Annotated in this window: 25 protein-coding genes; 18 read left to right on the top strand and 7 right to left on the bottom strand. The window is 55.6% G+C overall.

From position 1 onward, the window contains the following. Positions 1–15: 15 nt before the first annotated feature. Positions 16–1,059 carry a 16S rRNA (guanine(1207)-N(2))-methyltransferase RsmC gene (gene rsmC, locus ACMV5H_RS04075; protein WP_024527242.1) on the bottom strand — a complete coding sequence of 348 codons (1,044 nt, stop codon included), beginning with the start codon at positions 1,057–1,059 and terminating at the stop codon, positions 16–18. Positions 1,060–1,202: 143 nt separating this feature from the next. Between rsmC and ACMV5H_RS04070 the strand changes: the two genes are divergently transcribed. The 14 genes from ACMV5H_RS04070 (at position 1,203) to yjjJ (ending at position 14,992) form a co-directional block, all read left to right on the top strand. Beyond that, positions 1,203–1,640 (top strand): DNA polymerase III subunit psi, encoded by a 438-nt coding sequence (locus ACMV5H_RS04070; RefSeq protein WP_021179210.1) that lies wholly within the window; start codon positions 1,203–1,205, stop codon positions 1,638–1,640. Beyond that, positions 1,585–2,028 (top strand): ribosomal protein S18-alanine N-acetyltransferase, encoded by a 444-nt coding sequence (rimI, locus tag ACMV5H_RS04065; RefSeq protein ID WP_037376676.1) that lies wholly within the window; start codon positions 1,585–1,587, stop codon positions 2,026–2,028. The genes ACMV5H_RS04070 and rimI overlap by 56 nt, the downstream gene beginning before the upstream one ends. A gap of 192 nt (positions 2,029–2,220) precedes the next feature. Beyond that, positions 2,221–3,810, top strand: a complete 1,590-nt coding sequence (gene prfC, locus ACMV5H_RS04060) for a peptide chain release factor 3 (RefSeq protein ID WP_021808015.1) — start codon at positions 2,221–2,223, stop codon at positions 3,808–3,810. 536 nt (positions 3,811–4,346) lie between these two features. Continuing rightward, positions 4,347–4,961, top strand: a complete 615-nt coding sequence (gene osmY / locus ACMV5H_RS04055; protein ID WP_021808016.1) for a molecular chaperone OsmY — start codon at positions 4,347–4,349, stop codon at positions 4,959–4,961. Positions 4,962–5,101: 140 nt separating this feature from the next. Continuing rightward, positions 5,102–5,263 (top strand): DUF1328 domain-containing protein, encoded by a 162-nt coding sequence (locus ACMV5H_RS04050; protein ID WP_004933089.1) that lies wholly within the window; start codon positions 5,102–5,104, stop codon positions 5,261–5,263. A 57-nt stretch (positions 5,264–5,320) separates the two neighbouring features. Then, positions 5,321–5,506, top strand: coding sequence for a CsbD family protein (locus tag ACMV5H_RS04045; protein ID WP_021179216.1), 186 nt, complete (start codon positions 5,321–5,323; stop codon positions 5,504–5,506). A gap of 10 nt (positions 5,507–5,516) precedes the next feature. Continuing rightward, positions 5,517–6,614, top strand: a complete 1,098-nt coding sequence (locus tag ACMV5H_RS04040) for a patatin-like phospholipase family protein (RefSeq protein WP_414821483.1) — start codon at positions 5,517–5,519, stop codon at positions 6,612–6,614. Further along, positions 6,611–7,405, top strand: a complete 795-nt coding sequence (locus tag ACMV5H_RS04035) for a TatD family hydrolase (protein ID WP_059199643.1) — start codon at positions 6,611–6,613, stop codon at positions 7,403–7,405. Before ACMV5H_RS04040 ends, ACMV5H_RS04035 begins: the two co-directional genes overlap by 4 nt. A gap of 177 nt (positions 7,406–7,582) precedes the next feature. Next, positions 7,583–8,860, top strand: a complete 1,278-nt coding sequence (locus ACMV5H_RS04030) for a NupC/NupG family nucleoside CNT transporter (RefSeq protein WP_059199644.1) — start codon at positions 7,583–7,585, stop codon at positions 8,858–8,860. Positions 8,861–9,213: 353 nt separating this feature from the next. Further along, positions 9,214–9,993 carry a deoxyribose-phosphate aldolase gene (gene deoC, locus ACMV5H_RS04025; protein ID WP_037376682.1) on the top strand — a complete coding sequence of 260 codons (780 nt, stop codon included), beginning with the start codon at positions 9,214–9,216 and terminating at the stop codon, positions 9,991–9,993. A gap of 101 nt (positions 9,994–10,094) precedes the next feature. Then, entirely contained in the window at positions 10,095–11,417 is a 1,323-nt protein-coding gene (gene deoA / locus ACMV5H_RS04020) for a thymidine phosphorylase (protein WP_115159043.1), read from the top strand. A gap of 74 nt (positions 11,418–11,491) precedes the next feature. Beyond that, positions 11,492–12,715 carry a phosphopentomutase gene (gene deoB / locus ACMV5H_RS04015; protein WP_021179221.1) on the top strand — a complete coding sequence of 408 codons (1,224 nt, stop codon included), beginning with the start codon at positions 11,492–11,494 and terminating at the stop codon, positions 12,713–12,715. A 65-nt stretch (positions 12,716–12,780) separates the two neighbouring features. Continuing rightward, complete coding sequence (deoD, locus tag ACMV5H_RS04010) at positions 12,781–13,512, top strand: purine-nucleoside phosphorylase (protein ID WP_021179222.1); 732 nt, start codon at positions 12,781–12,783, stop codon at positions 13,510–13,512. Between the two features lie 136 nt (positions 13,513–13,648). After that, positions 13,649–14,992: a type II toxin-antitoxin system HipA family toxin YjjJ gene (yjjJ, locus tag ACMV5H_RS04005; protein WP_115159044.1), complete on the top strand. Its 1,344-nt coding sequence runs from the start codon at positions 13,649–13,651 to the stop codon at positions 14,990–14,992. On the opposite strand, the gene ACMV5H_RS04000 is transcribed toward yjjJ, so the two are convergent. Then, on the bottom strand, positions 14,989–15,675 hold the full coding sequence (locus ACMV5H_RS04000; protein WP_021179224.1) for a YtjB family periplasmic protein: 687 nt from the start codon (positions 15,673–15,675) through the stop codon (positions 14,989–14,991). The two genes, yjjJ and ACMV5H_RS04000, sit on opposite strands and share 4 nt — an antisense overlap. A gap of 200 nt (positions 15,676–15,875) precedes the next feature. Here ACMV5H_RS04000 and serB point away from each other — a divergent pair, with 200 nt between their 5' ends. From serB to nadR, 3 genes are read left to right on the top strand one after another with little or no spacing between them, the layout of a single operon-like run. Next, on the top strand, positions 15,876–16,853 hold the full coding sequence (gene serB, locus ACMV5H_RS03995; protein ID WP_021808022.1) for a phosphoserine phosphatase: 978 nt from the start codon (positions 15,876–15,878) through the stop codon (positions 16,851–16,853). Positions 16,854–16,856: 3 nt separating this feature from the next. Further along, the gene (gene radA, locus ACMV5H_RS03990; protein ID WP_021808023.1) at positions 16,857–18,245 is read left to right on the top strand and encodes a DNA repair protein RadA; all 1,389 of its coding nucleotides are present in this window, start codon (positions 16,857–16,859) and stop codon (positions 18,243–18,245) included. A gap of 57 nt (positions 18,246–18,302) precedes the next feature. Beyond that, positions 18,303–19,553 carry a multifunctional transcriptional regulator/nicotinamide-nucleotide adenylyltransferase/ribosylnicotinamide kinase NadR gene (nadR, locus tag ACMV5H_RS03985; protein ID WP_037376678.1) on the top strand — a complete coding sequence of 417 codons (1,251 nt, stop codon included), beginning with the start codon at positions 18,303–18,305 and terminating at the stop codon, positions 19,551–19,553. A gap of 497 nt (positions 19,554–20,050) precedes the next feature. Here the strand turns inward: nadR and ACMV5H_RS03980 are convergent, their stop codons facing one another. Next, entirely contained in the window at positions 20,051–21,052 is a 1,002-nt protein-coding gene (locus ACMV5H_RS03980; RefSeq protein ID WP_115159045.1) for a zinc-binding alcohol dehydrogenase family protein, read from the bottom strand. Positions 21,053–21,152: 100 nt separating this feature from the next. Here ACMV5H_RS03980 and ACMV5H_RS03975 point away from each other — a divergent pair, with 100 nt between their 5' ends. After that, the gene (locus tag ACMV5H_RS03975; RefSeq protein ID WP_414821482.1) at positions 21,153–22,055 is read left to right on the top strand and encodes a LysR family transcriptional regulator; all 903 of its coding nucleotides are present in this window, start codon (positions 21,153–21,155) and stop codon (positions 22,053–22,055) included. 56 nt (positions 22,056–22,111) lie between these two features. On the opposite strand, the gene ettA is transcribed toward ACMV5H_RS03975, so the two are convergent. The 4 genes from ettA to ACMV5H_RS03955 form a co-directional block, all read right to left on the bottom strand. Beyond that, positions 22,112–23,779 carry an energy-dependent translational throttle protein EttA gene (ettA, locus tag ACMV5H_RS03970; RefSeq protein WP_021179229.1) on the bottom strand — a complete coding sequence of 556 codons (1,668 nt, stop codon included), beginning with the start codon at positions 23,777–23,779 and terminating at the stop codon, positions 22,112–22,114. Positions 23,780–23,921: 142 nt separating this feature from the next. Beyond that, entirely contained in the window at positions 23,922–24,419 is a 498-nt protein-coding gene (locus tag ACMV5H_RS03965; RefSeq protein ID WP_059199697.1) for an OmpA family protein, read from the bottom strand. 41 nt (positions 24,420–24,460) lie between these two features. Next, on the bottom strand, positions 24,461–25,708 hold the full coding sequence (locus tag ACMV5H_RS03960) for a diguanylate cyclase domain-containing protein (RefSeq protein WP_059199698.1): 1,248 nt from the start codon (positions 25,706–25,708) through the stop codon (positions 24,461–24,463). Continuing rightward, positions 25,705–26,307 (bottom strand): YfiR family protein, encoded by a 603-nt coding sequence (locus tag ACMV5H_RS03955; RefSeq protein WP_059199699.1) that lies wholly within the window; start codon positions 26,305–26,307, stop codon positions 25,705–25,707. Before ACMV5H_RS03955 ends, ACMV5H_RS03960 begins: the two co-directional genes overlap by 4 nt. Positions 26,308–26,419 lie beyond the last annotated feature (112 nt).

The raw sequence follows: 26,419 nt of genomic DNA, 5'->3' as shown, positions 1-26,419 counted from the left end.
GGGAATCCTGACCTACTACCTTTTCTTCTTCGCATCGCGTGGCTGGCGGGCCACGGTGGCTTTATACACCTTGAAGCGGCCATTCTGCGCCAACACTTCATGGCTGCCGAAGGTGGCATCCAGAATATCCGGGTAAGGCAGGAAGGCGTTGGCGACGATACGCAGTTGGCCACCGATTGGCAGGTGTTTTAACGCCCCGCGGATCAGCGTTTCTGCGGCGGTCAGGCTGGTGGCCAGGCCGTCATGGAACGGTGGGTTGGAGATGATCAGGTCAAAGCGGCCGGTAATGTCGGAGTAGACGTTACTGACGATCACTTCCCCTTCAATACCGTTGGCAGCCAGTGTCGCCCGGCTGGATTCTACGGCTGCGGCGTTGACGTCGCTGAGGGTCAGCTTCATTTTCGGCGACAGTTTAGACAGCACCGAAGCCATTACGCCAGCGCCACAACCCACGTCCAGCACTTTGCCTTTCATGTGTTTTTCCAGCGTGGAGAGCAGCAGTGAACTGCCAACGTCCAGGCCGTCACGGCTGAACACGCCAGGCAGCGTCTTCACTTCCAGATCGTGCAGCTGATAGCTTTCCCACCAGTCGGCCAGATCAAACTGGGTCTGCACATCGATGCGGCCATGATACAACCCACAGCGGCGAGCGCTGTCGATCTTGGCAAGCGTGGCATGGCCTTCCAGGGTTTGTTCCGCACTGCGCACGCCGCTGCGGTTTTCACCGACGACAAAAATTTCTGCGCCAACCGGCAGCAGGGCCAGGATATTGCACAGTTGGAACTGCGCTTCCTGCTTGCTCTTTGGCCAGTAATACACCAGCGTATCGCACTCGGCGACGAAGGCAGGATCGATCGTCAGGCCGAACTGTGCATGCTCTCCCATCGTCCGGTTCAGTAACTGCCAGTGATGGTATTGCTGGGTGTGGACACGCACATCCGCGGCCTCGAATTGGGCCGGCAGGGTATCCTGCAGATCGCCGGCAAACAGCACGCGGCGTTCCATAAATTCATCACTGTGGCGCAGCATGACTTCACTGGCGGGGGTTAATGCAGACATCAGTTTTCGGCTCCTCAAGATTTAGCCGGAGATTATAGAGCTTTGTGGCCAGATGTTCGACGGGTTTGTTGGCGCAGGCTGCGCGGGTTTGTTAGCATAGCGCGGCATAGGGCAGGTAGGGTGCGTCACACACGGGGATCGGCATGGCATCAAAACGCGACTGGTTGTTACAACAGCTGGGGATTACGCAGTGGACATTACGCCGCCCTGGAGTGTTGCAGGGGGAGGTGGCGGTAAGCGTGCCCCCACACGTGCGCCTGCTGGTGGTGGCGCAGACATTGCCAGACCAGCACGACCCGCTGTTTTGTGACGTGCTGCGCAGCCTGGGGCTGACGGCGGCACAAACCTATGGCCTGACACCGGATCAGGTAGCGATGCTGCCACAAGATACCGAGTGCAACAGTTGGCGGTTGGGCGTCACGGAGCCGTTAGCGGTGGCCGGCGCGCAACTACATAGCCCGGCGCTGGCCGAGCTTTCTCAAGATGCGAGTGCGAAACGCGCGCTCTGGCAGCAGATTTGTCATCATGAACAGCATTTCTACCCTGACAGCGGCCGATCTGGCCACAGCCTTCAAGATTGAACAAGCCAGCCATGCGTTTCCCTGGACCGAGGCGACGCTAGCCAGCAATCAGGGTGAACGTTACCTTAACCTGAAACTGGAAGCTGAAGGGCAAATGGCGGGTTTTGCCATTACCCAAATCGTGCTGGACGAAGCCACGCTGTTTAATATTGCCATCCATCCAAGCTGGCAGCGCCGGGGCTTTGGTCGCACTTTGCTGACTGCCGTGATCGAGCAATTGGCAGCGCGCGGTGTGGTCACTCTATGGCTGGAGGTTCGAGCCTCCAACCGCGGAGCGATAGCACTCTACGAAGACCTTGGCTTCAATGAAGTGACGGTGCGCCGCAACTATTACCCCGCAGCCAGTGGCCGCGAAGACGCGATCGTTATGGCGCTGCCGCTGGGGTAGCGACTTATAGTTCCCCTTGTGCAGCCAGTTTGGCCTGCCATTATCTTGTACCGAAGAAACCATTGATTGTCACCGGTTGGTAAATCAGCGAAAATACTCGGCTACTATCTTTTTATTACCGCTTTGCCTGGCGCCGCGATTGGCGCGTTGTGATGATGAGCAGGGCGGACTAACCATAGAAACGTGAAAAACATGTCTCCTAGTGAATTCGCCCGCGAAGTTGCGAAAAGAAGAACTTTCGCCATTATCTCGCACCCCGATGCGGGTAAAACCACCATCACCGAGAAGGTGCTGTTATTCGGACACGCTATCCAGACCGCCGGTACGGTAAAGGGCCGTGGCTCCAGCCAGCATGCCAAATCCGACTGGATGGAGATGGAAAAACAACGTGGTATTTCAATCACCACCTCGGTGATGCAGTTCCCGTACCGCGACTGCTTGGTCAACCTGCTCGATACCCCTGGGCACGAAGACTTCTCCGAAGATACCTACCGTACCTTGACGGCGGTGGACTGCTGCCTGATGGTAATCGATGCCGCAAAAGGCGTTGAAGATCGTACCCGCAAGCTGATGGAAGTTACCCGCCTGCGTGATACGCCGATCCTGACCTTCATGAACAAACTTGACCGTGACATCCGCGATCCGATGGAAGTGATGGACGAAGTTGAGCGCGAACTGAAAATCGCCTGCTCGCCGATCACCTGGCCGATCGGCTGCGGCAAGCTGTTCAAAGGGGTTTACCATCTCTATAAAGATGAAACCTATCTGTACCAGACCGGTAAAGGCCACACCATTCAGGAAGTGCGCATCGTTAAAGGGTTGAACAACCCGGAGCTCGATGCTGCCGTAGGCGAAGATCTGGCCGCCCAGCTGCGTGATGAGCTGGAACTGGTGCAAGGGGCCTCCCATGAGTTTGAGCAGGAAGCCTTCCTGGCAGGCGAACTGACCCCGGTGTTCTTCGGTACCGCTTTGGGCAACTTTGGTGTCGATCATATGCTTGATGGGCTGGTGGCCTGGGCGCCTGCGCCAATGCCGCGTAAAACCGATACCCGTGAAGTGGTCGCCGCTGAAGAGAAATTCACCGGCTTCGTGTTCAAGATCCAGGCAAACATGGATCCTAAACACCGCGACCGTGTGGCGTTTATGCGCGTGGTGTCTGGCCGCTATGAGAAAGGCATGAAGTTGCGCCAGGTTCGTACCGGCAAAGACGTGGTGATCTCCGATGCGCTGACCTTTATGGCCGGTGACCGCTCGCACGTTGAAGAAGCCTATCCAGGCGACATCATTGGCTTGCATAACCACGGCACCATTCAGATCGGCGATACCTTCACCCAGGGTGAGGATATGAAGTTCACCGGTATTCCGAACTTTGCGCCAGAACTGTTCCGCCGTATCCGCCTGCGCGATCCGCTCAAGCAGAAACAGTTGTTGAAGGGGCTGGTCCAACTGTCGGAAGAGGGGGCGGTGCAGGTATTCCGCCCAATCGCCAACAACGATCTGATCGTTGGTGCGGTCGGCGTGCTGCAGTTTGACGTGGTGGTTGCCCGTCTGAAAAGCGAATACAACGTGGAAGCGCTGTATGAATCGGTGAACGTCTCCACAGCCCGTTGGGTCGAGTGCGACGACGTGAAGAAATTCGAAGAGTTCAAGCGTAAGAGCGAGCTGAACCTGGCGCTGGACGGCGGCAACAACCTGTCGTATATCGCACCAACCATGGTGAACCTCAACCTGACTCAGGAACGCTACCCAGAAGTGGTGTTCCGCAAAACCCGCGAGCATTAATCTCGTCAACAGGGCGCTTCTAAGCGCCCTGTGTTTTCCTTCTTCACCCCCCATCCTGCTAATTATTAAACCCTTCTCACTAATCCTTTCGTCTAGACCGAACAAGATTTTCCGCGATCTGGCGGCAAATTTTCACTTATGGTCTATATTTATCAGGGTGCGTAGCGACATCTGAGCGTAAAATACTATCGTATCCACATATTTTAGAGAGTTATTCGGTAGTGTTGCCGATTGGAGACAGTCCTATCTTAGTAATATCAATAAGATAGTGATGTGGATCCCAAATCAACTGTCATATGTCTCCAATAGACGACAGTTTTGCGCTTAATTGTTGCTCATTTGTTTTGTTGTTGTTGATTTTTAACGGCGTTTTTAACTTGGCACGGGCATTGCAGGTATACTTACCGTAGAGCAATAGTCCGGTCGTGAACGTTTGATTGTATAGAGATCGTGAAGTATTCATTTGAGTTAGCCGCACTCTGGCGGCACCAGAGCCCACAGCAGTTTGGGGTTCTACAACAAGAAGGAAGAGATCGATGAAAAATACCAAGTTTGCACATTCGCTGATGGCAGTCGTTTTGGGTTCGGTACTGGTTAGTGGTTCAGCCCTGGCTGAAGAGACCATGATGAACAAAGCATCAGGCGTAGTTGATAGTACTGGTGCCAAAATCGATAGCTCCATGAAAAAAGTCGACAACTATATGGATGACAGCGGCATAACGGCTAAAGTTAAAACTGCGCTGGTTGACGATAAAGCCATCAAAAGCACCGACATCTCGGTGGAAACCGAAAAAGGTGTGGTGACGTTAAGCGGTTTTGTCGCCACTCAGGCTCAGGCTGAGAAAGCGGTAGACGTTGCAGGTCGGGTAGAAGGGGTCAAATCCGTCAGCGATAAGCTGCACGTGAAAGATCAAGCGACCCAGTCGGTGAAATCCTATGCCGGTGACACTGCGACTACCAGCGAACTGAAAGCCAAACTGCTGGCCGACGACATCGTGCCTTCACGCAACGTGAAAGTAGAAACCACCGATGGTGTGGTGCAGCTTTCCGGTGAGGTGAAAACCCAGGCGCAGTCTGACCGTGCAGAAAGTATTGCCAAAGCCATTGATGGCGTGAAAAGCGTCAAGAACGATCTGGCGGTAAAACCTTAATCGTCAGTAACAGTAAGCAACAACTCCCAGGCTAACGCCTGGGATGTACTACCAGAAATAGAATAATCCGCAGTTTTAAGCCGCACCCAGCAGGGGCGAGCCAAACGCGAAATTTTTATCACCATGGTAAGGAGAGGCTTATGTTTCGATGGGGCATTATATTTTTAGTTATTGCATTGATCGCCGCAGCACTGGGTTTTGGTTCGTTGGCAGGTACTGCTGCCTGGGCCGCCAAAGTCGTGTTCGTGGTAGGGATCATTCTGTTCCTGGTCAGCCTGTTTACCGGCCGTCGGCGCCCTTAGCGTCTCTCTAAACTGTAACAAAGCTTGATTCTTTTTCTCGGCGCCAGGAGGCAGGTCATGAATAGCGACATCATTGTTGGCCGTTGGAAACAGCTGAAAGGCCAGGTTTGGCAGGCATGGGCGGAGTTTTCCGGCAATGACGGCCTGTGGCTGGCAGGGAGCAATGACTGCCTCTCTGGCGTATTACAAGAAGATTACGGAAGAGAGCAAGAAGAGGTATCCTCGAGAAAACGGCCACATTGAGGATATAGGGTTGGGATACAGAATACCCATCACGCTCGGGAATATTGAACCCCTGGCGTATAAACCATACCGGCCCGGTAAAATGGCGCTGGTGTGTGAGGGCGGCGGACAGCGCGGTATCTTTACCGCCGGTGTACTGGATGAATTCCAGCGCGCCCGCTTCAACCCTTTTGAGCTGATGATTGGCACCTCTGCCGGCGCGCAGAACCTGTCGGCATTTATTTGTGGCCAGATGGGCTACGCACGGCGGGTGATCACCCGCTACACCACCTCTGCCAATTTCTTCAACCCGCTGCGCTTTGTACGTGGTGGGCATCTTATCGATCTCGATTGGTTGTTGGACATCACTTCGCAACAGTTGCCACTGGCCTTTGACGTGGCGGAGCAACAGTTGGGCGATGGCCGTGAATTTTTGATGTGTGCCTGCCGCAGCGATGACTTTACGCCGGTTTATCTCCCTGCGGCACGGGATAGCTGGTTACCGGCAATCAAGGCCTCCAGCGCCATTCCCGGTTTTTATCGTATGGGCGTAGAGCTGGATGGCATCAGCTATCAGGATGGCGGCATCAGCGATGCTATCCCCGTGGAAGAGGCCTATCGCCGTGGGGCGGATACCATCGTGGTGATCCGCACCGTACCTTCACAGATGGTTTATACGCCGAAGTGGATGAAACGCATGGAGCAATGGCTGGGTGAAAGCAGCCTGCAGCAAATGGTGCGGGTGTTGCAGCATCATGAGCAGAGCTATTTGCGCATCCAGCAATTTATTGAAAAACCTCCCGGTAAACTGCGCATCTTCGAAATATTCCCGCCTAAGCCGCTGGCGAGCAATGCGCTCGGCAGCCGTTTGCCCGCGCTTAATCGCGATTACCATCTGGGCCGCCGTTGTGGGCGCTATTTCCTGGCTACGGTTGGCAACTGGCTGCTGGAGCAGGAAAAGATGGATGGTATGAAGGTGAAAAAGTCGCTCTCGCGTCGTCTGATCCAGCCGGAAACCGTGCGGATGCCTTCGCCGATTATTACCGATGTGCTCAACCCGCAGGGCCATGCCGTGCAACCTGAACTGCCACCAAAAATCATCCTGCCAGGTGACGGAGATGTGCTGTGAGTTACGCCTTTACGGATACCCATTGCCACTTTGATTTCCCGCCTTTTAGCGGGGATGAGCAAGCGAGCCTGGCACTGTCCGCGCAAGCTGGGGTGCAGCAAATTATTGTGCCAGCGGTAACGGCCGATCGCTTTGTGCGTATTCTCAAACTGGCGCGCGAACATACTCCGTTGTTTGCCGCGCTGGGGTTACACCCACTGTATATCGCCCAACACCATGATGAGCAGCTCGAACAACTGGCAGGTTTTCTGGCCAGTAAGCCGCAGAAGCTGGTCGCGGTGGGGGAGATAGGGTTGGATCTGTATATGGCCGAGCCGCAGTTTGAACGCCAACAGGCGTTGCTCAAGGCACAGCTGAAGCTGGCAAAGCAGTATGATCTGCCGGTGATCCTGCACTCTCGCCGTAGCCACGATCAGTTAGCTGCCGCATTGCGTCGTACCGAGGTGCCGCGCCGTGGTGTGGTGCATGGCTTTGCTGGCAGTCTGGCTCAGGCGCAGGCCTTTATTCGCCTCGGTTATTACATTGGTGTAGGCGGCACGATCAGCTACGAGCGGGCGCAGAAAACCCGCCAGGTGATGGCGCAGTTGCCGTTGACCTCGCTGTTGCTGGAAACCGATGCGCCGGACATGCCGTTGGCGGGTTATCAAGGGCAGCCGAACCGACCTGAACGGGCTGCGGAGGTATTTCAGGTACTCTGCCAACTGCGGCCTGAATCTGCCGACGACATTGCCGAACAGCTACAACAAAATAGCCAATCCCTGTTTGCACTAGATCCGTACCTCTCACTTTAAATGTGATTTGAATCACGTTGTGTGATTTTCAGTTACTTCCACTTGTATATATTTGTGACATAAAACGAGTCTCATCCCGCCTCGCTCAGTATAATTGCGTCCCATTATCGCCCTTGGGCAACCCGTTTTATCCTGCGGGCCGGGGGCATTTCTTCTTCGCAACAGGGACATATTCGTATGCAACTCTTCATGAGCCTGGTCGGTATGGTGGTCTTGATCGCCATTGCGGTGCTGCTTTCCAGCAACCGGCGCGCTATTAAACTGCGTACCGTACTCGGCGCGTTTATCATCCAGGTTGGCATTGGCGCGCTAGTGCTCTATGTCCCGATCGGGCGACGTATTCTTGGTGGCATGTCGGAAGGGGTGGCAAACGTCATCGCTTACGGTAACGAGGGCATCTCTTTTATCTTTGGTGGCCTGGTTTCCGACAAAATGTTTGAAGTGTTCGGCGGTGGCGGCTTCGTGTTCGCCCTGCGCGTGTTACCGGTGATTGTGTTCTTCTCCTCGCTGATTGCGGTGCTCTATTACCTGGGCATCATGCAGGTGGTGATCAAGCTCCTCGGCGGTGGTTTACATAAGCTGTTGGGTACTTCGCGGACGGAATCGCTGTCAGCCACGGCCAATATTTTTGTGGGGCAGACCGAAGCGCCGCTGGTGGTGCGCCCTTATATCGCCACCATGACCCAGTCGGAGCTGTTTGCCGTCATGTGCGGCGGCCTGGCTTCGGTAGCCGGTTCCGTGCTGGCGGGCTATGCCCAGATGGGCGTACCGTTGGAATACCTGATCGCCGCTTCCTTTATGGCCGCGCCGGGTGGGCTGTTGTTTGCCAAACTGATGGTGCCGGAAACCGAAAATACCCAAGACCGAGCCGATGCGATGAAGCTGATCGCCGAAGATGACCGCCCGGCCAACGTCATCGACGCTGCTGCCTCGGGTGCGGCATCCGGTATGCAGTTGGCGCTGAACGTGGGGGCGATGCTGTTGGCATTTATCGCTCTGATCGCGTTGCTTAACGGTATTCTTGGCGGTATTGGTGGCTGGTTCGATTTCCCACAGCTGTCGCTGGAGCTGATCCTGGGCTGGGTGTTCTCGCCAATCGCGTTCCTGATTGGTGTGCCTTGGAGTGAAGCGATGGTGGCCGGTTCGTTTATCGGGCAGAAGGTGATCGTTAACGAATTCGTGGCCTACATGAACTTTGGTGCCTACCTGCGTCCAGATGACGTGGTGGCTGCTGAGGGTCTACAGGTGTTGTCACAGCACACCAAGGCGATCATCTCCTTCGCGCTGTGTGGGTTTGCCAACCTGTCTTCCGTAGCGATCCTGCTGGGTGGTCTAGGCAGCATGGCACCAGGCCGTCGTCACGACATTGCTCGTTTCGGGTTGAAAGCGGTGGCAGCCGGTACCTTATCCAACCTGATGAGTGCCACCATCGCCGGATTCTTCCTGGCGTTGTAAGCTATACTTGGTATCAACAATCAGGCTCCTGAAGGGGCCTGGTTGCCTGCCAAAAGGGCATTCGCCTGATGACCGCCGTCTCTTTAGTGAATTTGTGAACAATATCGCGTTATTTTGTGATTATCTTCACATATAATTCAGTCCTGTTACAGTGCTATCCTGTGTAGTGTGAATCAGAGCACAAATATGCCAGAGTGATCGTGTTCAAATGGCGATTGCTGGCTATGCGAAAATCGAAGGGCTATGTGCGGTGAGAAGGATCTCAGTTGCTGGCGTGGGAAGACTATCCCGCGCGCTATCTTCAAGGAACCAAGTCCGCTCGCCAACATCAGAATGCTCAGTTGGAGAGTTTTATGACCGAATTAACCGCAGCAGCGCAACGCGCGCTGAACCTGATGGATTTAACCACGCTGAACGAAGATGACACCGACGAGAAAGTGATCGCGTTGTGTCGTCAGGCGAACAGCCCGGCAGGCCATACTGCCGCCATCTGCATCTATCCGCGTTTTATCCCGATTGCCCGCAAAACGCTGCGTGAGCAGGGGACGCCAGATATCCGTATCGCCACCGTCACCAACTTCCCCCATGGCAATGATGATATCGACATCGCCGTGGCAGAAACCCGTGCGGCCATCGCCTACGGTGCCGATGAAGTTGACGTGGTATTCCCTTACCGTGCCCTGATGGCCGGTAACGAGGAAGTCGGGTTTGAGCTGGTCAAACAGTGCAAGCAGGCCTGCGCCGCTGCCAACGTGCTGCTGAAAGTGATCATCGAAACCGGTGAGCTGAAGCAGGCGGAACTGATCCGTAAAGCCTCCGAGATCTCTATCAAGGCTGGTGCTGATTTTATCAAGACTTCTACCGGTAAGGTGCCGGTCAACGCCACGCTGGAAAGCGCTGAGCTGATGATGACCGTGATCCGTGATATGGGCGTAGGCAAAACCGTTGGCTTCAAGCCAGCCGGTGGCGTGCGTACCGCTGAAGATGCTCAACAGTATCTGCAACTTGCCGGGCGTCTGCTGGGAGAAGACTGGGCCGACGCGCGCCACTTCCGCTTTGGTGCTTCGAGCCTGTTAGCCAGCCTGCTGACCACGCTGGGGCATAGCACCCAAGCCGCTGGTAACGGTTACTGATTTTCTCTCACGTCTTGTTGCGTTGGGGCTGCCAAGCGGCCCCGTTAACGCAGCGCGCAGGCGTATCGAATGACTCTATTTAGCTAAAACAGGGGGCTACTTTGTTCTTGGCACAAGAAATAATCCGTAAAAAACGTGACGGGCAACCGTTGAGCGAAGCTGAGATCCGCTTCTTCATTAACGGCATTCGCGATAACGTGGTGTCAGAAGGGCAGATTGCTGCGCTGGCGATGACCATCTATTTCCACGACATGACCATGCCAGAGCGTGTGGCGCTGACCATGGCAATGCGTGATTCCGGCACGGTGCTGGACTGGAAAAGCCTGTCGCTGAAAGGCCCGATTGTGGATAAACACTCTACCGGCGGCGTGGGCGACGTGACTTCGCTGATGCTTGGCCCGATGGTGGCAGCCTGTGGCGGCTACGTACCGATGATTTCAGGCCGTGGTCTGGGCCACACTGGCGGTACGCTGGACAAACTGGAAGCGATCCCAGGTTTTGATATTTTCCCGGATGATAACGCGTTCCGTAAGATCATCAAAGACGTTGGCGTGGCGATTATCGGCCAGACCAGTTCACTGGCTCCGGCAGACAAGCGTTTCTACGCGACGCGCGATATCACCGCTACCGTCGACTCCATTCCGCTGATCACCGGCTCTATTCTGGCTAAGAAACTGGCCGAAGGGCTGGATGCGTTGGTGATGGACGTGAAGGTTGGCAGCGGAGCCTTTATGCCGACCTACCAGCTTTCTGACGATCTGGCGCAGGCGATCGTGGGCGTTGCGAATGGTGCCGGTTGCAAGACTACCGCGCTGTTGACCGATATGAACCAGGTGCTGGCTTCCAGCGCCGGTAATGCGGTCGAAGTGCGTGAAGCGGTACGCTTCCTGACCGGGGAATATCGCAATCCGCGTCTGCTGGAAGTGACCATGGCGTTGAGCGTGGAAATGCTGCTGTCTGGCGGCCTGGCCACCGACGATGCTGACGCGCGTGCCAAACTGCAGGCGGTGCTGGATAACGGCAAAGCGGCGGAAATCTTTGGCCGTATGGTGGCGGCACAGAAAGGCCCAAGCGATTTTATCGAGCGTTACGACAGCTATCTGCCAGCCGCGACGTTAACCAAACCGGTTTATGCCGAGAAACCAGGTATCATTACCGCGATGGATACCCGTGCTCTGGGTATGGCGGTGGTGTCACTGGGCGGTGGCCGTCGTCGCGCGACCGACAGCATCGACTACAGCGTGGGCCTGACCGATGTGGCCCGCCTTGGCGACACTGTCGATACGCAGCGTCCATTGGCGGTTATCCATGCCAACGACGAAGAAAGCTGGCAGCAGGCGGCAGATGCGGTACGCAGCGCGATGGTTCTGGGCGACAAAGCGCCAGAAGTCACGCCGGTGGTTTACAAACGCATCACCGAATAACCTCTGTCTAAAGAATCAGGAGTGGCAGCGGCCTTTTCGCTGTCGCCCTCAGCGTGAATACGCAGGAGAGTATGATGAAACGTACATTTATTATGGTATTAGACTCATTCGGCATTGGCGCGAGTGAAGATGCCAAAAGCTTTGGTGATGAAGGTTCCGATACCCTTGGCCATATCGCTGCTGCCTGTGCGCGCGGCGAAGCCAACGTGGGCCGTAGCGGCCCGCTGACCCTGCCAAACCTGAGCCGTTTGGGCTTGGGCAAAGCGGCGGAAGAATCGACCGGCAAGTTCCCGGAAGGGTTGGATAAAGACGCTGAAATCATTGGTGCTTACGGCCATGCCAGCGAGCTTTCCTCCGGTAAAGATACGCCATCAGGTCACTGGGAAATTGCCGGTGTGCCAGTCTTGTTCGACTGGGGCTATTTCTCGGACGAGCACAACAGCTTCCCGCAGGAACTGCTGGACAAGCTGGTGGCGCGTGCCAACCTGCCAGGCTACCTCGGTAACTGCCATTCATCCGGTACCGTGATCCTGGATCAACTGGGCGAAGAGCATATGAAAACCGGCAAGCCGATTTTCTACACCTCTGCGGACTCGGTGTTCCAGATTGCCTGCCATGAAGAGACTTTCGGCCTGGATCGCCTGTACGAGCTGTGTGAGATCGCTCGTGAAGAGTTGACCGAAGGTGGCTACAACATCGGCCGTGTGATTGCCCGTCCGTTCCTGGGGAATAAGCCAGGTGAGTTCCAGCGTACCGGTAACCGTCACGATCTGGCCGTGGAACCCCCGGCTCCAACCGTGCTGAAAAAGCTGGTAGATGAGAAGGGTGGCGAAGTGGTTTCCATCGGTAAGATTGCCGATATCTATGCCAACGTAGGGATCACCAAGAAGGTGAAAGCTACCGGGATCGACGCCCTGTTCGACGCCACCTTGATCGAGATGGAAAAAGCCGGTGACAACACCATCGTGTTCACCAACTTTGTTGATTTCGACTCCTCCTACGGCCACCGCCGTGACGTGGCTGGCTATGCTGCCGCGCTGGAGCTGTTCGACCGCCGTCTGCCAGAGCTGCTGAAGCTGGTGAAAGGGGATGACATCATCATCTTCACCGCTGACCACGGCTGCGACCCGACCTGGCCAGGCACCGACCACACCCGTGAGCACATCCCGGTTCTGGTCTATGGCCCGAAAGTCAAACCAGGTTCGCTGGGGCATCGCGAAACCTTCGCCGATATCGGCCAGACCGTCGCCAGCTATTTTGGCGTATCGCCGATGGATTACGGCAAATCCATGTTTTAATATCGCTTTAATGACGCTGGCCTTGATGCCAGCGTCTTTATTTCAATGAATTGAGGGAAGTGATTATGGCAACGCCACATATTAATGCTGAGATGGGTGATTTCGCTGATGTAGTGCTGATGCCGGGGGATCCGCTGCGGGCAAAATATATCGCAGAAACCTTCCTGGAAGGCGCAGTGGAAGTGAACAACGTGCGTGGCATGTTGGGTTTCACCGGCACCTACAAAGGTCGTAAAATCTCGGTAATGGGCCACGGCATGGGCATCCCATCCTGCTCTATCTATGCGCGTGAACTGATTGCCGAGTTTGGCGTGAAGAAAATCATCCGTGTCGGCTCTTGTGGCGCCGTGCGTGATGACGTCAAACTGCGTGATGTGGTGATCGGCATGGGGGCTTGTACCGATTCCCAGGTTAACCGTATGCGCTTCAAAGGCCACGACTATGCGGCCATTGCGGATTTCGACATGGTGCGTAATGCGGTAGACGCTGCGGCTGCTCAGGGCATCCCTGCACGCGTGGGTAATATCTTCTCCGCCGATCTGTTCTACACGCCAGATCCGGATATGTTCCAGGTGATGAAGAAGTACGGCATCCTGGGCGTAGAGATGGAAGCGGCAGGCATCTACGGCGTGGCCGCAGAGCTGTATGAAGAGTTTGGTAGCACGGCGTTGACCATCTGCACCGTTTCCGACCATATCCTGCGTCACGAGCAGACCACTGCTGCCGAGCGTCAGACCACCTTTAACGAGATGATCGTTATCGCGCTGGAATCTGTCCTGCTGGGCGACAAAGCGTAATGACCTCGCGGGCGCAGCACGCTGCGCCCCATTTTATCTATTCCCCCTTATACCAACCTTTCTAGCTAATTCTTTACCTTTCCGCTAATTAGCGCTATTACTCTATTCATCTATCTATTCACTAATCTATTCAGCGATGAGCACAGTCGAAAAAATTCTGCGTAATGGACCCGCTTCTTCCCGGGAACTGACTGCCGCATTGGGGATCAGCCAACCCACGCTGTCGCGCCGTATCCGCGATTTGGCAAGATCGGTTCTGGTCATCGACAAAGGCAGATCCACGCGTTATGCGCTCAGGCGGGAGGTGGCTGGTGAGTCGAATTTCCCACTGTATCAAATCGATAAGCTGGGTAAGGCGCATCTGTTTGCCACGCTCTATTCCCTCTATCCGGCAGACAGCTGCGCGGTGTTCGATGAACAAAGCGGTAAGTGGCAGTTGTATGATGGTTTGCCTTGGTATCTGAACGATCTGCGCCCGGTAGGTTTTCTTGGCCGCGCCTGGGGGAAAGCCGTTGCACGGCAGCTAAAGTTGCCGGAAGACGTTCTGCAATGGAATGAAGAACAGCGCCTGGTAGCGCTTTGTCATTATGGTGAGGATATGAGTGGCGATCTGTTGCCAGGCGCAGAGAGTTATCAGCGTTGGTTAACGCGTGCGGCTGAAATCCCGGTACCGATGGCGGGCAAGGCCAAGCATTACGCTACGCTGTCTGCACGCGCATTAGCGGGGGAACTGATTGGTTCTTCTGCCGGTGGCGAGCAGCCCAAGTTTAGTGCCTATGCCGAACTGTCGGGAGGTCGCCGAAGTCATGTGTTGGTGAAGTTCAGTACGGTACCGGACAACGCCATTGCGCAACGCTGGAGCGATTTGCTAATCGCAGAGTCATTGGCATTGCAAGTGGTTGCAGAGGCCGGGTTGTGTTCCGCACCGACAAAGGTGCTGTTTGGCGATAACCAACAGTGTTTTTTGGAGATCGAACGATTTGATCGTATTGGTGAACATGGGAGAGTCGCTCTGGTTTCACTGGAAGCGTTGGATGCCGAGTTTAGCGGCAGCGGCGGGGCTAACTGGGTCACCGCAGCGGAAAAGCTATTGCAGCAGGGGATCATCGATCATCAAACCTGGAAAACAATCGGTCTATATTGGGCATTTGGCAGGCTGATCGCCAATAGCGATATGCACCAGGGGAATCTATCGTTCCTGCGTACGGAGCAGTGGCCGATGGTATTGGCTCCGTTGTATGACATGTTGCCGATGGCGTTTGCCCCTGCCAATAGCGGTAATATGCGAAAAACAGCGGTGGAAATCAGATTGGGCAATGAGGTCAACGGCCCCATTTGGCGGCAGGCCGAGTTGATGGCGGTTGAATTCTGGCAGCGTACGGCACAACATCCGCAGATCAGCGAATCGTTCCGGGCCATTGCTGCTCAAATGCGGGTACAGCTTCAGGCGCTGAACGATCGTATTCAGCGCTTGGCTTAATCTTTCTTTGTCTCTTCCTGCTCTGCCGGTTTCTCGTCATCACCATCGTCTACCGTGTTACCTTCTGCCAGCGGCGTGTTGGCGGTTAGCAGGTAAGGCGACTGCTGCCAGCGGCTGCGGCGGCCTTGCAACAGGGTACGGGCCAAAATAATGCCGATGGCCAGCGCCAGCAGGATCATCAGGCGCAGCAGGTTGGTGGTGTTATCCACCTGTTTGGATTCGGTGGCCAGTACGTGGGTATCCAGCGTTACGCGGATAAAGCCCAGCGGGCCATCTTTGCCCTGGATTGACTCGACAAGCTGGTGGTTGAAGTAGCTACCCGCGCGTTTGCCATCCAGCGCCAGGCGATCGCGCACGCTAATCTGCTCGCCGGAATGGGCGATCAGGGTGCCGTCCAATTGATAGACGCTGGCGTCCAGAATACGGCTGTGATCGGTCAACTGCGTGAGAATGCGCTCAACCTGCTGATTGTCTATGTCGCTGTCGCCATCCATCAGCGGAGTCAGGCTAAAAGCCACCTGCTTGGTCAAGGTTTGTGCCAATTCTTCGACCTGTTCCGATCGCGCCATTTGGTGGCTCAGGCTAAAATAGGAGGCACCTTGCATCAACAGCACCAGCAACGCCAGGCAAATCAGGATAATCGCGGTGCGATGCAGGCGGAATTTCAGTTTAGCTTTAGCCATTAGGCTTCCTTTAGGGCGGTCATCCGGGAGTCACGATTGACCACCTGGCTGTGCGGTACCGGGATGTACCAATACCGCGAGCGCAGCGATGCGCTAGAGCGGCCAACTAGAGATTCATAGGGTAATATGTTGCCAGAAGCAATGGCGATAGGATAGCTTGATGCGTCGTTTTATCATGCAGTGTTATTCAGGAGTTAAGGATGCCAAATAGTCTGACCTATTGCGATCTCCCCGCTGAGATCTCTCAATGGCCGGGGTTGCCTCTTTCGTTGAGCGGTGACGAAGTCATGCCGCTGGACTATCGGGCGGGCCACACCGGTTGGCTACTATATGGCAGAGAACTGGATAAAGAGCGTATTACTCAGTTCCAGCGCAAGCTGGGTGCCGCGATGGTGATCGTGACGGCCTGGGCGGTGGAAGATTATCAGGTGGTTCGCCTGGCGGGCACGCTAACTGCGCGCGCCAAACTGTTGGCGAACGAAAGCGGACTAGACGTTGCCCCACTGGGCAAAATCCCTAACCTGCGCAAGCCGGGCCTGTTGGTGATGGATATGGACTCAACGGCGATCCAGATTGAGTGCATCGACGAAATCGCCAAGTTGGCCGGGGTGGGCGAGCAGGTCAGTGAAGTGACCGAACGCGCGATGCGTGGCGAACTCGATTTCACCGCTAGCCTGCGCCAACGCGTGGGTACGTTGAAAGGGGCTGATGCCAATATCCTCAAGCAGGTGCGTGACGAATTGCCGTTGATGCCTGGGTTGACCAGCCTGGTGCGCAAGCTGCAGGCGCTGGATTGGCACGTCGCCATTGCCTCCGGCGGCTTTACCTATTATGCCGAGTACCTGCGTGACAAGCTCAAGCTGGTGGCCGTAGCCGCCAATGAACTGGAGATCCGCGACGGTAAGCTGACCGGCGAGGTGCTGGGGCCGATCGTGGATGCGCAGTTCAAGGCCGATACTTTGGTGGCGCTGGCAGAGAAGCTGGGGATCCCACCGCAGCAAACCGTAGCGATAGGCGACGGTGCCAACGATTTGAAAATGATGCAGGTGGCCGGGCTGGGTATTGCCTATCACGCGAAGCCTAAGGTCTATGAGAAGGCGCAGGTCTCGATCCGCCATGCCGATCTGCTGGGAGTGCTCTGTGTGCTCTGCGGCAGTTTGAAACACGATGTGAGGTAAGCTGTGGCAAAAGCAGTAAAGCGGGCATTTGTCTGTAATGAATGCGGCGCTGATTATCCGCGCTGGCAGGGGCAATGCAGTGCCTGTCAGGCCTGGAACACCATTACAGAAGTGCGCCTGGCTTCAGTCTCCTCTTCCGCTGCTCGTAGCGAGCGTTTAAGCGGCTATGCGGGCGATGCCGGTATCAGCAAGGTGCAGAAGCTTTCGGACATCAGTCTGCAAGAGCTGCCGCGTTTCTCTACCGGCTTTCTGGAATTTGACCGCGTACTGGGCGGCGGCGTGGTGCCGGGCAGTGCGATCCTGATCGGCGGTAACCCCGGCGCGGGGAAAAGTACGCTGCTGTTGCAGGTGCTGTGCAAACTCGCCGAGCAGATGAAAACCCTGTACGTCACCGGTGAAGAGTCGCTGCAACAGGTCGCGATGCGTGCCCATCGTCTTGGGTTGCCCACCGGCGGCCTTAACATGCTGTCGGAAACCAGTATCGAGCAGATCTGCCTGATCGCCGAGCAGGAGCAACCACGGCTGATGGTGATCGACTCGATCCAGGTCATGCATATGGCGGATATCCAGTCATCGCCAGGCAGCGTGGCGCAGGTGCGCGAAACGGCGGCCTATCTCACCCGCTTTGCTAAAACTCGCGGCGTGGCGATCGTGATGGTTGGTCACGTCACCAAAGATGGCTCGCTGGCCGGGCCGAAAGTCCTCGAACACTGTATCGACTGTTCGGTGTTGTTGGATGGCGATGCCGATTCCCGTTTCCGTACGCTGCGCAGCCATAAAAACCGTTTTGGTGCGGTTAATGAGCTGGGCGTGTTCGCCATGACCGAGCAGGGGCTGCGTGAGGTGAGTAACCCTTCCGCGATCTTCCTTAGCCGGGGTGATGAAGTGACTTCCGGCAGTTCGGTGATGGTGGTCTGGGAAGGCACCCGACCGCTATTGGTTGAGATCCAGGCGCTGGTCGATCACTCGATGATGTCTAACCCGCGCCGCGTTGCCGTGGGCCTGGAACAGAATCGTTTGGCGATCCTGTTGGCCGTGCTGCATCGTCACGGTGGCTTGCAGATGTCCGACCAAGACGTTTTTGTCAACGTGGTGGGCGGCGTCAAGGTTAGCGAAACCAGTGCCGATCTGGCATTGCTGTTGGCGTTGGTCTCCAGCCTGCGCGACCGCCCATTGCCTAACGATCTGGTGGTGTTTGGCGAAGTGGGGCTGGCAGGGGAAATCCGCCCGGTGCCTAGCGGCCAGGAACGTATTTCTGAAGCGGCCAAACACGGTTTCAAGCGGGCGATCGTGCCACATGCCAACGTGCCGAAGAAACCACCGGCCAATATGCAGGTATTCGGCGTCAAGAAGCTGGCGGATGCGCTGGACGTGCTGGAACAGTTTTATTAATTGCCGCCCGCTGCGCGGAATATGCTATTTTGTTTAGCATAATAAACGGGAGGGTTTATGCGGCAGTTCGATTACCTCAAGGCAGCGATTAAGCAACAGGGATGTACCTTACAGCAGGTAGCTGATGCCAGTAGCATGACCAAAGGCTACCTCAGCCAGCTGTTGAATGACAAAATCAAAAGCCCTAGTGCGCAGAAGCTGGAAGCCCTGCACCGTTTCCTGGGGCTGGAATTCCCACGTAGGGAGAAGAAAGTCGGCGTGGTGTTTGGTAAATTTTACCCGCTGCATACTGGCCATATCTATCTGATCCAGCGCGCCTGTAGCCAGGTTGACGAGCTGCATGTGATCCTGTGCCACGATGAACCGCGCGATCTGTTGCTGTTCGAGAACAGCTCCATGTCACAGCAGCCGACGGTCAGCGATCGTCTGCGCTGGCTGTTGCAGACCTTTAAATACCAGAAAAATATCCATATTCACTCTTTCGACGAAAAGGGCATCGAACCTTACCCGCACGGCTGGGACGTGTGGAGCAACGGCGTGAAGAGCTTTATGGAGCAAAAGGGCATCGTCCCGAGCTTTATCTATTCCAGCGAAGAGCTGGATGCCCCTCGTTACCGCGAACATCTTGGGATTGAAACCATCCTGGTGGATCCGGAACGGTCCTTTATGAACATCAGCGGTAGCCAGATCCGACAGGATCCATTCCGCTATTGGGACTATATCCCGACCGAAGTGAAGCCGTTCTTTGTGCGCACGGTGGCGATCCTGGGCGGCGAATCCAGCGGTAAGTCAACGCTGGTCAACAAACTGGCGAACATCTTCAACACCACCAGCGCCTGGGAATATGGCCGTGACTACGTCTTCTCCCACCTCGGGGGTGACGAGATGGCGTTGCAGTATTCCGACTATGACAAGATCGCGCTTGGGCAGGCCCAGTACGTGGATTTTGCGGTGAAATACGCCAATAAAGTGGCGTTTATCGACACCGACTTTGTCACCACGCAGGCGTTCTGTAAAAAGTATGAAGGGCGGGAGCACCCGTTCGTTCAGGCGTTGATCGACGAATACCGTTTCGATCTGGTGATCCTGCTGGAGAACAATACCCCTTGGGTGGCCGACGGCTTGCGCAGCCTGGGTAGCCCGGTCGATCGCAAGGCGTTTCAATATTTGTTGGAAGAGATGCTGCACGCCAATAACATCGAATATGCTCACGTAGAGTCGAGCGATTACGAGGAGCGTTTCTTGCGCTGTGTCGAGCTGGTGCAGCAACTGCTGGCGGCGGATGCCAGCCGCTTGGTGAAGTTTTAGGGACGTTTTAGGCTGGTAAATGTCGATGTAGTGGCGATGTAGTGCCCCTCACCCTAACCCTCTCCCACAGGGAGAGGGAACCGATCGAGTGTGTTTGAAATTGTCGTGACTCACCTTTGATGGGGAGGCGATCGAGTTTGCCAAGATGTTCTCTTCACTTGCAAACGAGCAGAGGCTATCAGCTCCCTCTCCCTGTGGGCTGAGGAATCCCCAGAAAAATCGAGATGAGAAATAGGCTGTTTTTTAGCCAAAAGCGGACTAAAAAATAGCCTCAAGCAGACGAGAAGAAGTGGTTCGTCATTCTCTCACTGCCAATTTACGACCAAAATGGAACAGATTGATCGTAAAACACTCGCTCTAGTTCTCTGAAACCACTAAGAAAAAATTAGTGGGGATTCCTCAGCCCTGTGGGAGAGGGTTGGGGTGAGGGGGCCATCGCTTAAATATCATGTATATAGCAATTTATTAATACCTGATAAATCGACCTTTCCACTAACTTAGTAAGTTATCACCAGCTTGCCCTGCATATGCCCACCCAACAGCTTGGCATGCGCGGCGGTCAACGTATCCACCGTCAGCCCCTGTAGCGTTTCGCTCAGCGTGGTGGTCAATTTACCCTCATCGAGCAATTGCGCCACCTGTTTGAGGATCTCCCCTTGCTGGGCAATATCCGGCGTGGTGAACATGCTGCGGGTAAACATGAATTCCCAATGCAGCGCTGCGCTTTTCAGTTTCAGCGCATTTTGATCCAGCGGTTGGCTGTTCTCGACGATGGTGCAGATATGGCCGAGCGGGGCGACCAGATCGCTGATGGCTTGCCAGTGGCCGTCGGTATCGTTCAAGCACAGGATATAATCCACGCTCTCAATCCCTTCTTTAGCCAGGTTGCCTTTCAGGTCGCGGTAATCCACCACCAGTTCAGCACCCCGTTCGCGGCACCAGGCGGCCGATTCCGGGCGAGAGGCCGTAGCGATGACTTTCACCTTGCTACGCTGTGCCGCCAAGGGGATCGCCAGCGAGCCGACGCCACCGGCTCCGCCGATGATCAGCAGCGTTTTACCGGCAGCCGCATGCTGAATATTCAGGTGTTCAAACAGGGCTTCCCACGCGGTAAGCGCGGTCAGCGGCATCGCGGCGGCTTGCGCCCAGTCCAGGCTGGCCGGTTTATGTGCCACGATACGTGAGTCAATCAGCTGATGGGTGCTGTTGCTGCCCGGACGGGTAATATCCCCGGCATACCACACCTCATCGCCGGGTTTGAACCCGCTAACGCTGCTGCCCACTTCGAGCACCACGCCGCTGGCATCCCAGCCTAGAATACGTGGCTGCTGCAAACCCTTCTTTTGCAGGCCTGCATGAACCTTGGTATCGACCGGGTTAACGGAAACGGCTTTCACTTCCACCAGCAGATCGTATTGACCCGGTGCGGGTTTTTCTGGAGCGATCTCGATAAAACCGGCTGGATTTTTCGGATCGACGGCAATGGCTTTGATTAACATAATTGTGCTCCTTCGCATGAATAGTCCCAGTGTAGACCCTGAGGAGTAGAGTGATAAGATGGACAATAACTAACTAAGTGTTCGTCTGAGGTGAACAATTATGTTCAAGCAGTTGCAGGATATGGCGTTGTTTGCGCTGGTGGCGGAGTGCGGCAGTTTTACTGCGGCAGCCAAACGGGCCGGGCTGCCTAAATCCAGCGTCAGCCAGCGTGTCAGCCAGTTGGAACAAAAGCTCGGTCTGCGCTTGCTCAACCGCACCACCCGGCAGTTAAATTTGACCTTTGCCGGTGAGCGCTATCTTGAACATTGCCAGGAGATGCTCTCTGCTGCCGAACGGGCCGATCTGGCCTTGCAGCGCTTACGCGATAACCCCAGTGGCCGTCTACGCATCTCCACGCCTGCCGGGCTGGGGGCGACGTTGCTTCCGCGTCTGGCGGCAGATTTTCAGCGCCAATATCCGGATGTCTCGTTGGAAGTGTCAGTGTCGGATGCCATGGTGGATATGGTGCAGGAGGGCTTTGATGCGGCATTGCGTACCGGCAGGCCGCAGGATTCCTCGTTGATTGGCCGCCGTCTGGGGCATGCTCCCCGTTATTTGTTGGCTGCACCGGACTATCTGGCCCAACACCCGCCATTGCTGCATCCGCAGCAGTTGCAGCAGCATCTTTGCATCGCTCACCGTGCCTGGCCTGCCTGGATATTACGCCGGGGGGAAGAGTATTACCGTTGGCAGTTGCCCCTGCGGCATACCACCGATAATCTGTTATACGCGCGCGAATGTGCCATTTTGGGGGCGGGTATTACGCTGTTGCCGGCGTTTCTCAGCCGCGAAGTGGTCGCACAAAAGCAATTGGTGGAAGTGTTGCCGCAGTGGCAGGCCGAAGGCAATGAACTGTATCTGGTTTACCCGAGCCGCAAACTCAATTCTCCGGCGCTGGCCTGTTTTATTGATGTGGTGATCCAGCATCCGGTCTTTGTGGATTATGCGCAGGCACTGGATTAGGGATAAGAAAAAGCCCGCAAAATGCGGGCTTGAGAGTATAGATAGCCAACCGGATGTTACTTGGTGACTTTCTTGTACTTGATACGGCGAGGTTCCAGCGCATCGGCACCCAGAGTACGCTTTTTGTACTCTTCGTATTCGGTAAAGTTACCTTCGAAGAACTCCACCTTGCCTTCATCCTGATAGTCCAGAATGTGGGTGGCAATACGGTCGAGGAACCAACGGTCGTGCGAGATCACCATCGCACAGCCCGGGAACTCCAGCAGGGCGTTTTCTAACGCGCGCAGGGTTTCGATATCCAGGTCGTTGGTTGGTTCGTCGAGCAGCAGTACGTTGCCGCCAACCTGCAGCAGCTTGGCCAGATGCAGACGGCCACGCTCACCACCGGACAGTTCGCCCACGCGTTTGCCCTGATCGACGCCCTTGAAGTTAAAGCGGCCAACGTAGGCACGGCTTGGCATTTCGGTGTTGCCCACGCGCATGATGTCCTGGCCGCCGGAAACTTCTTCCCATACGGTTTTGGAGTTATCCATGCTGTCGCGGAACTGATCGACCGAAGCCAGCTTGACTGTATCACCCAGCACGATGCTGCCGGAGTCAGGCTGTTCTTGGCCGGACATCATGCGGAATAGCGTGGATTTACCCGCGCCGTTCGGGCCGATGATGCCGACGATGGCACCCTTAGGTACCGCGAAGGTGAGATCTTCGATCAGCAGGCGGTCGCCGTAGGATTTACGCAGATTGTTAACTTCAACCACTTTATCGCCCAGGCGTGTGCCAGGTGGGATAAACAGTTCGTTGGTCTCGTTACGTTTCTGGTATTCGGTGCTGTTAAGCTCTTCAAAGCGTGCCAGACGGGCTTTGCCCTTAGACTGGCGGCCTTTGGCCCCCTGACGTACCCACTCCAGCTCTTTCTCGATCGACTTGCGGCGAGCGGCTTCGGTTGAGGCTTCTTGCGCCAGACGAGCGTCTTTCTGCTCCAGCCAGGAAGAGTAGTTACCTTCCCACGGAATACCTTCGCCACGGTCCAGCTCCAGGATCCAGCCAGCCACGTTATCGAGGAAGTAACGGTCGTGGGTGATCGCCACCACGGTGCCTTCGAAGTCGTGCAGGAAGCGTTCCAGCCAGGCCACGGATTCGGCATCCAGGTGGTTGGTCGGTTCGTCCAGCAGCAGCATGTCTGGCTTTTCCAGCAGCAGGCGGCACAGCGCTACGCGGCGGCGCTCACCACCGGAAAGGTTGGCGATTTTTGCGTCCCACTCCGGCAGGCGCAGTGCATCGGCGGCGCGCTCCAGCTGGGTGTTGAGGTTGTGACCATCGTGAGCCTGAATGATCTCTTCCAGGCGGCCTTGTTCAGCGGCCAGCTTGTCGAAGTCGGCCCCTTCTTCAGCGTACAGTGCGTACACTTCATCAAGGCGCTTGAGGGCTCCGACCACTTCTGCCATCGCTTCTTCAACCGATTCGCGAACGCTGTGCTCCATATTGAGCTGCGGTTCCTGCGGCAGGTAGCCGATCTTGATGCCCGGCTGCGGGCGAGCTTCCCCTTCGATATCGGTATCGATGCCGGCCATGATGCGCAGCAGGGTAGACTTACCGGAACCGTTCAGGCCCAGTACGCCAATTTTGGCCCCAGGGAAGAAACTCAGGGAAATGTTTTTCAGAATATGACGCTTCGGCGGAACCACTTTGCCGACGCGGTGCATGGTATAGACGTATTGAGCCACGTTGCTCCGAGCCTCTCTATCAGTTTTTATAGGATGTCTGGCGGCCTGAGTGTAGCCCGTTTCAGCACCGGTTCCCAGATCCCCTATGACGATCGCCAAGTATAACCGCTAATGCTCACCATTAGGTGAACTTTGCTGTTTCTTAAGGGGTGACGACGATCGCCACGCGACGGTTTTCAGCACGCCCGCTGGAGGTGGCGTTACTGGCTACCGGTTGGCGTTTACCCATGCCGCGAGTTTCTATATTGGCACGCGGGATGCCGACACCAGCCAGGACATCGGCCACGGCGTTGGCGCGGCGCAGTGAAAGCTGGTCGTTGTAGCTGTCTTCACCGTAGTTATCGGTGTGGCCGTCCAGGCGGAATTGCACGATGTCTACGCTCTTCAGCGCCTTGCCCATCTTCTCGACAATCTCGGTACTTTGCGGGCTCAATTTACCGACGTTGTTACCGAACAGCACCTTGTCGGAAAAACCAAACTCCCAACCGTTTTCGGTCAGTTTGAACCCCTGTGCCTGCAGTAAAGCGATCTGTTCTGCCGTCAGCCCTTGTGGCTTGCTCTGGCAGCCTGCCAGCGTGAGCAAGGTGATAAACACTAATGCCAGTAGGGAAAAAGACCGTTTAAAATTTTGCTGTAACATTGATTTTTCTCTTTTTGGTTGTTTGAGACCCGGTGCTGACGCTATTTGCGCATCGCTAACCGCCAGCCTCCATGGGACAGGTGTTTTGCCCGGTACATTGCGTCATCCGCTTCGTGCAGCAGTTCCTGAGTGGTAGAGGCATGTTCAGGGTAAAATGCGATGCCGATACTCAGTGCGGCGATCACTCTTTCCTTGTTGGGCAACACAATGGGTTGTTGCATACACTCGATGATGATGTCGGCAATCGGCAGCACATCGTTGGTGTCTTTGAGCGGTGCCAGCAGGATGGCGAATTCATCGCCCCCCATCCGGGCGACCAGATCGTGCTTGCGCAACCTGCTGCGCAGGCGTTCTGCGATGGTGATCAAGACGGTATCACCGGCAGCATGGCCATGGTTATCGTTCACCTCCTTGAAACGATTGCCGTCGATAAACAGTACCGCCAGCTTTTCATCGGGTTCGAGCTCTGACAGCGCGCGGCCCAACTGAGCTTCAAAGAAGGCCCGGTTTGGCAACCCGGTCAGGCTGTCGTGGGTGGCTTGGTGGGTTAATGCGTCATTTTCTTGTTGCAGGTGCTGTTGCCAGGCTTCGATTTCATCCAGCAGGCCGTTAAAATCACAGCTCAGTTCGTGCAGTTCGGCAATCGGTGCTGAAGGCACCCGCAGTTCGAAAGTCCGATCGCGGCGTACCGTATGGGCAACATTGGTGATATCGTCCAAGGAGGTCACGATCCCTCTGAGCATTCTGCGGGAAAGTATCAGGGCGCACAATGTACTGAGCATCAGGCAGGCAATCATGCCTACCATGCCGCGCAGCAAGAATTTCAGCAGACTGCTGCCATTGCCGGTCAGCCAGACCAGGCCTATCTGTTTGCCTTCACGGGCAATGGGCAAAACCACCGCTTCCGGCAAGATCCAGCGGGCCACCATCTGTTCCAACCCATGCAATGGGCTATCCGCTGGGTGGCTCCAACTGGCCAAAGCGACACCCTGCATATTCAGGATTTTAGCCTCTGACACTTCTTCGTTGGAAGCGATCAGCATCAACGCTTCGCGAGCGGCGGGGCGGTCTTCAAACACCACGGCGGCTTCAGCGGTATAACTGATCGAGCGGGCAATCAGATGCAGGTTATGGTTGGCATAGGCTCGAAGGGCAAACAGCGCAAGCAACGTCAGGAAGATCCCTGCGGCACCGACGGCGATCAACGCCAGACTCAGGTTCATCCGTTGCAGCACTTGGCCCAGCGTAGGGCGAGAGGTAGCCGAACCTTTGTGACCTAACAGTTTCATTGCGGCGGCCCCTTTTTACGCGCCAACTGCAGCACGTTAGGGTGCACACGCACGCCACTGCGCGCCAGTGAGTCCAGATTCACTTTAAAACCCGCCTGATCGTTGCTGATTTGCAAACAAAAGGCACTGCCAACAGCACATTCCATATCCTTTTCGCTGATGCTGAGGATCGAGTGACCCGAAATCCGGTGGAAGAAATCTTGTTTCTGGGCGTCATTAACGTCGCCCAAATACACTACATCGCAGCTAGTTGCCAACTGCGGATTATCTATCTCGATCCGCAAGGTTTTGATTGGCTGCGGTGCTGTCAGCAACACTGGGTCGAACAGACCTTCGGCATACTGGACAGGCGCAGTCACGCACAAGCGGATCGGATCAGGTTTGGCGGGCCAGCGAGCATAGCTGATAATCCCCACCACCACGGTGGTGACGGTATGAATGCGTTTTTGGTAGGGATCTTGTGTATCAGCCCCGGCCAAGCTGGGAAACGTCAACAGAGCCAGCAGCAGGATCGGTAACATGCGACGCGATCGGACCGGGTTGCTACATAAACCCAGTGTCCTGACAGCCAACTTCCTGGCCTTTATCGACATCTTCATTTGCCATTCCTGCCTACGGCCGGCTTGATGGCACGGCAGTCTGATACTAAATAATTGAGCCTAGTCGAAAAGGGTAAAACTTTGCCGCGTACCATCAATCGCACTACCAAAA

It is taken from the genome of Serratia sp. N21D137 (assembly GCF_047530005.1).
Lineage (GTDB): Bacteria > Pseudomonadota > Gammaproteobacteria > Enterobacterales > Enterobacteriaceae > Chania > Chania fonticola_B.
Note: the sequence above shows the minus strand (reverse complement) of the source record. Positions and strands in the feature narration are given on the sequence as shown.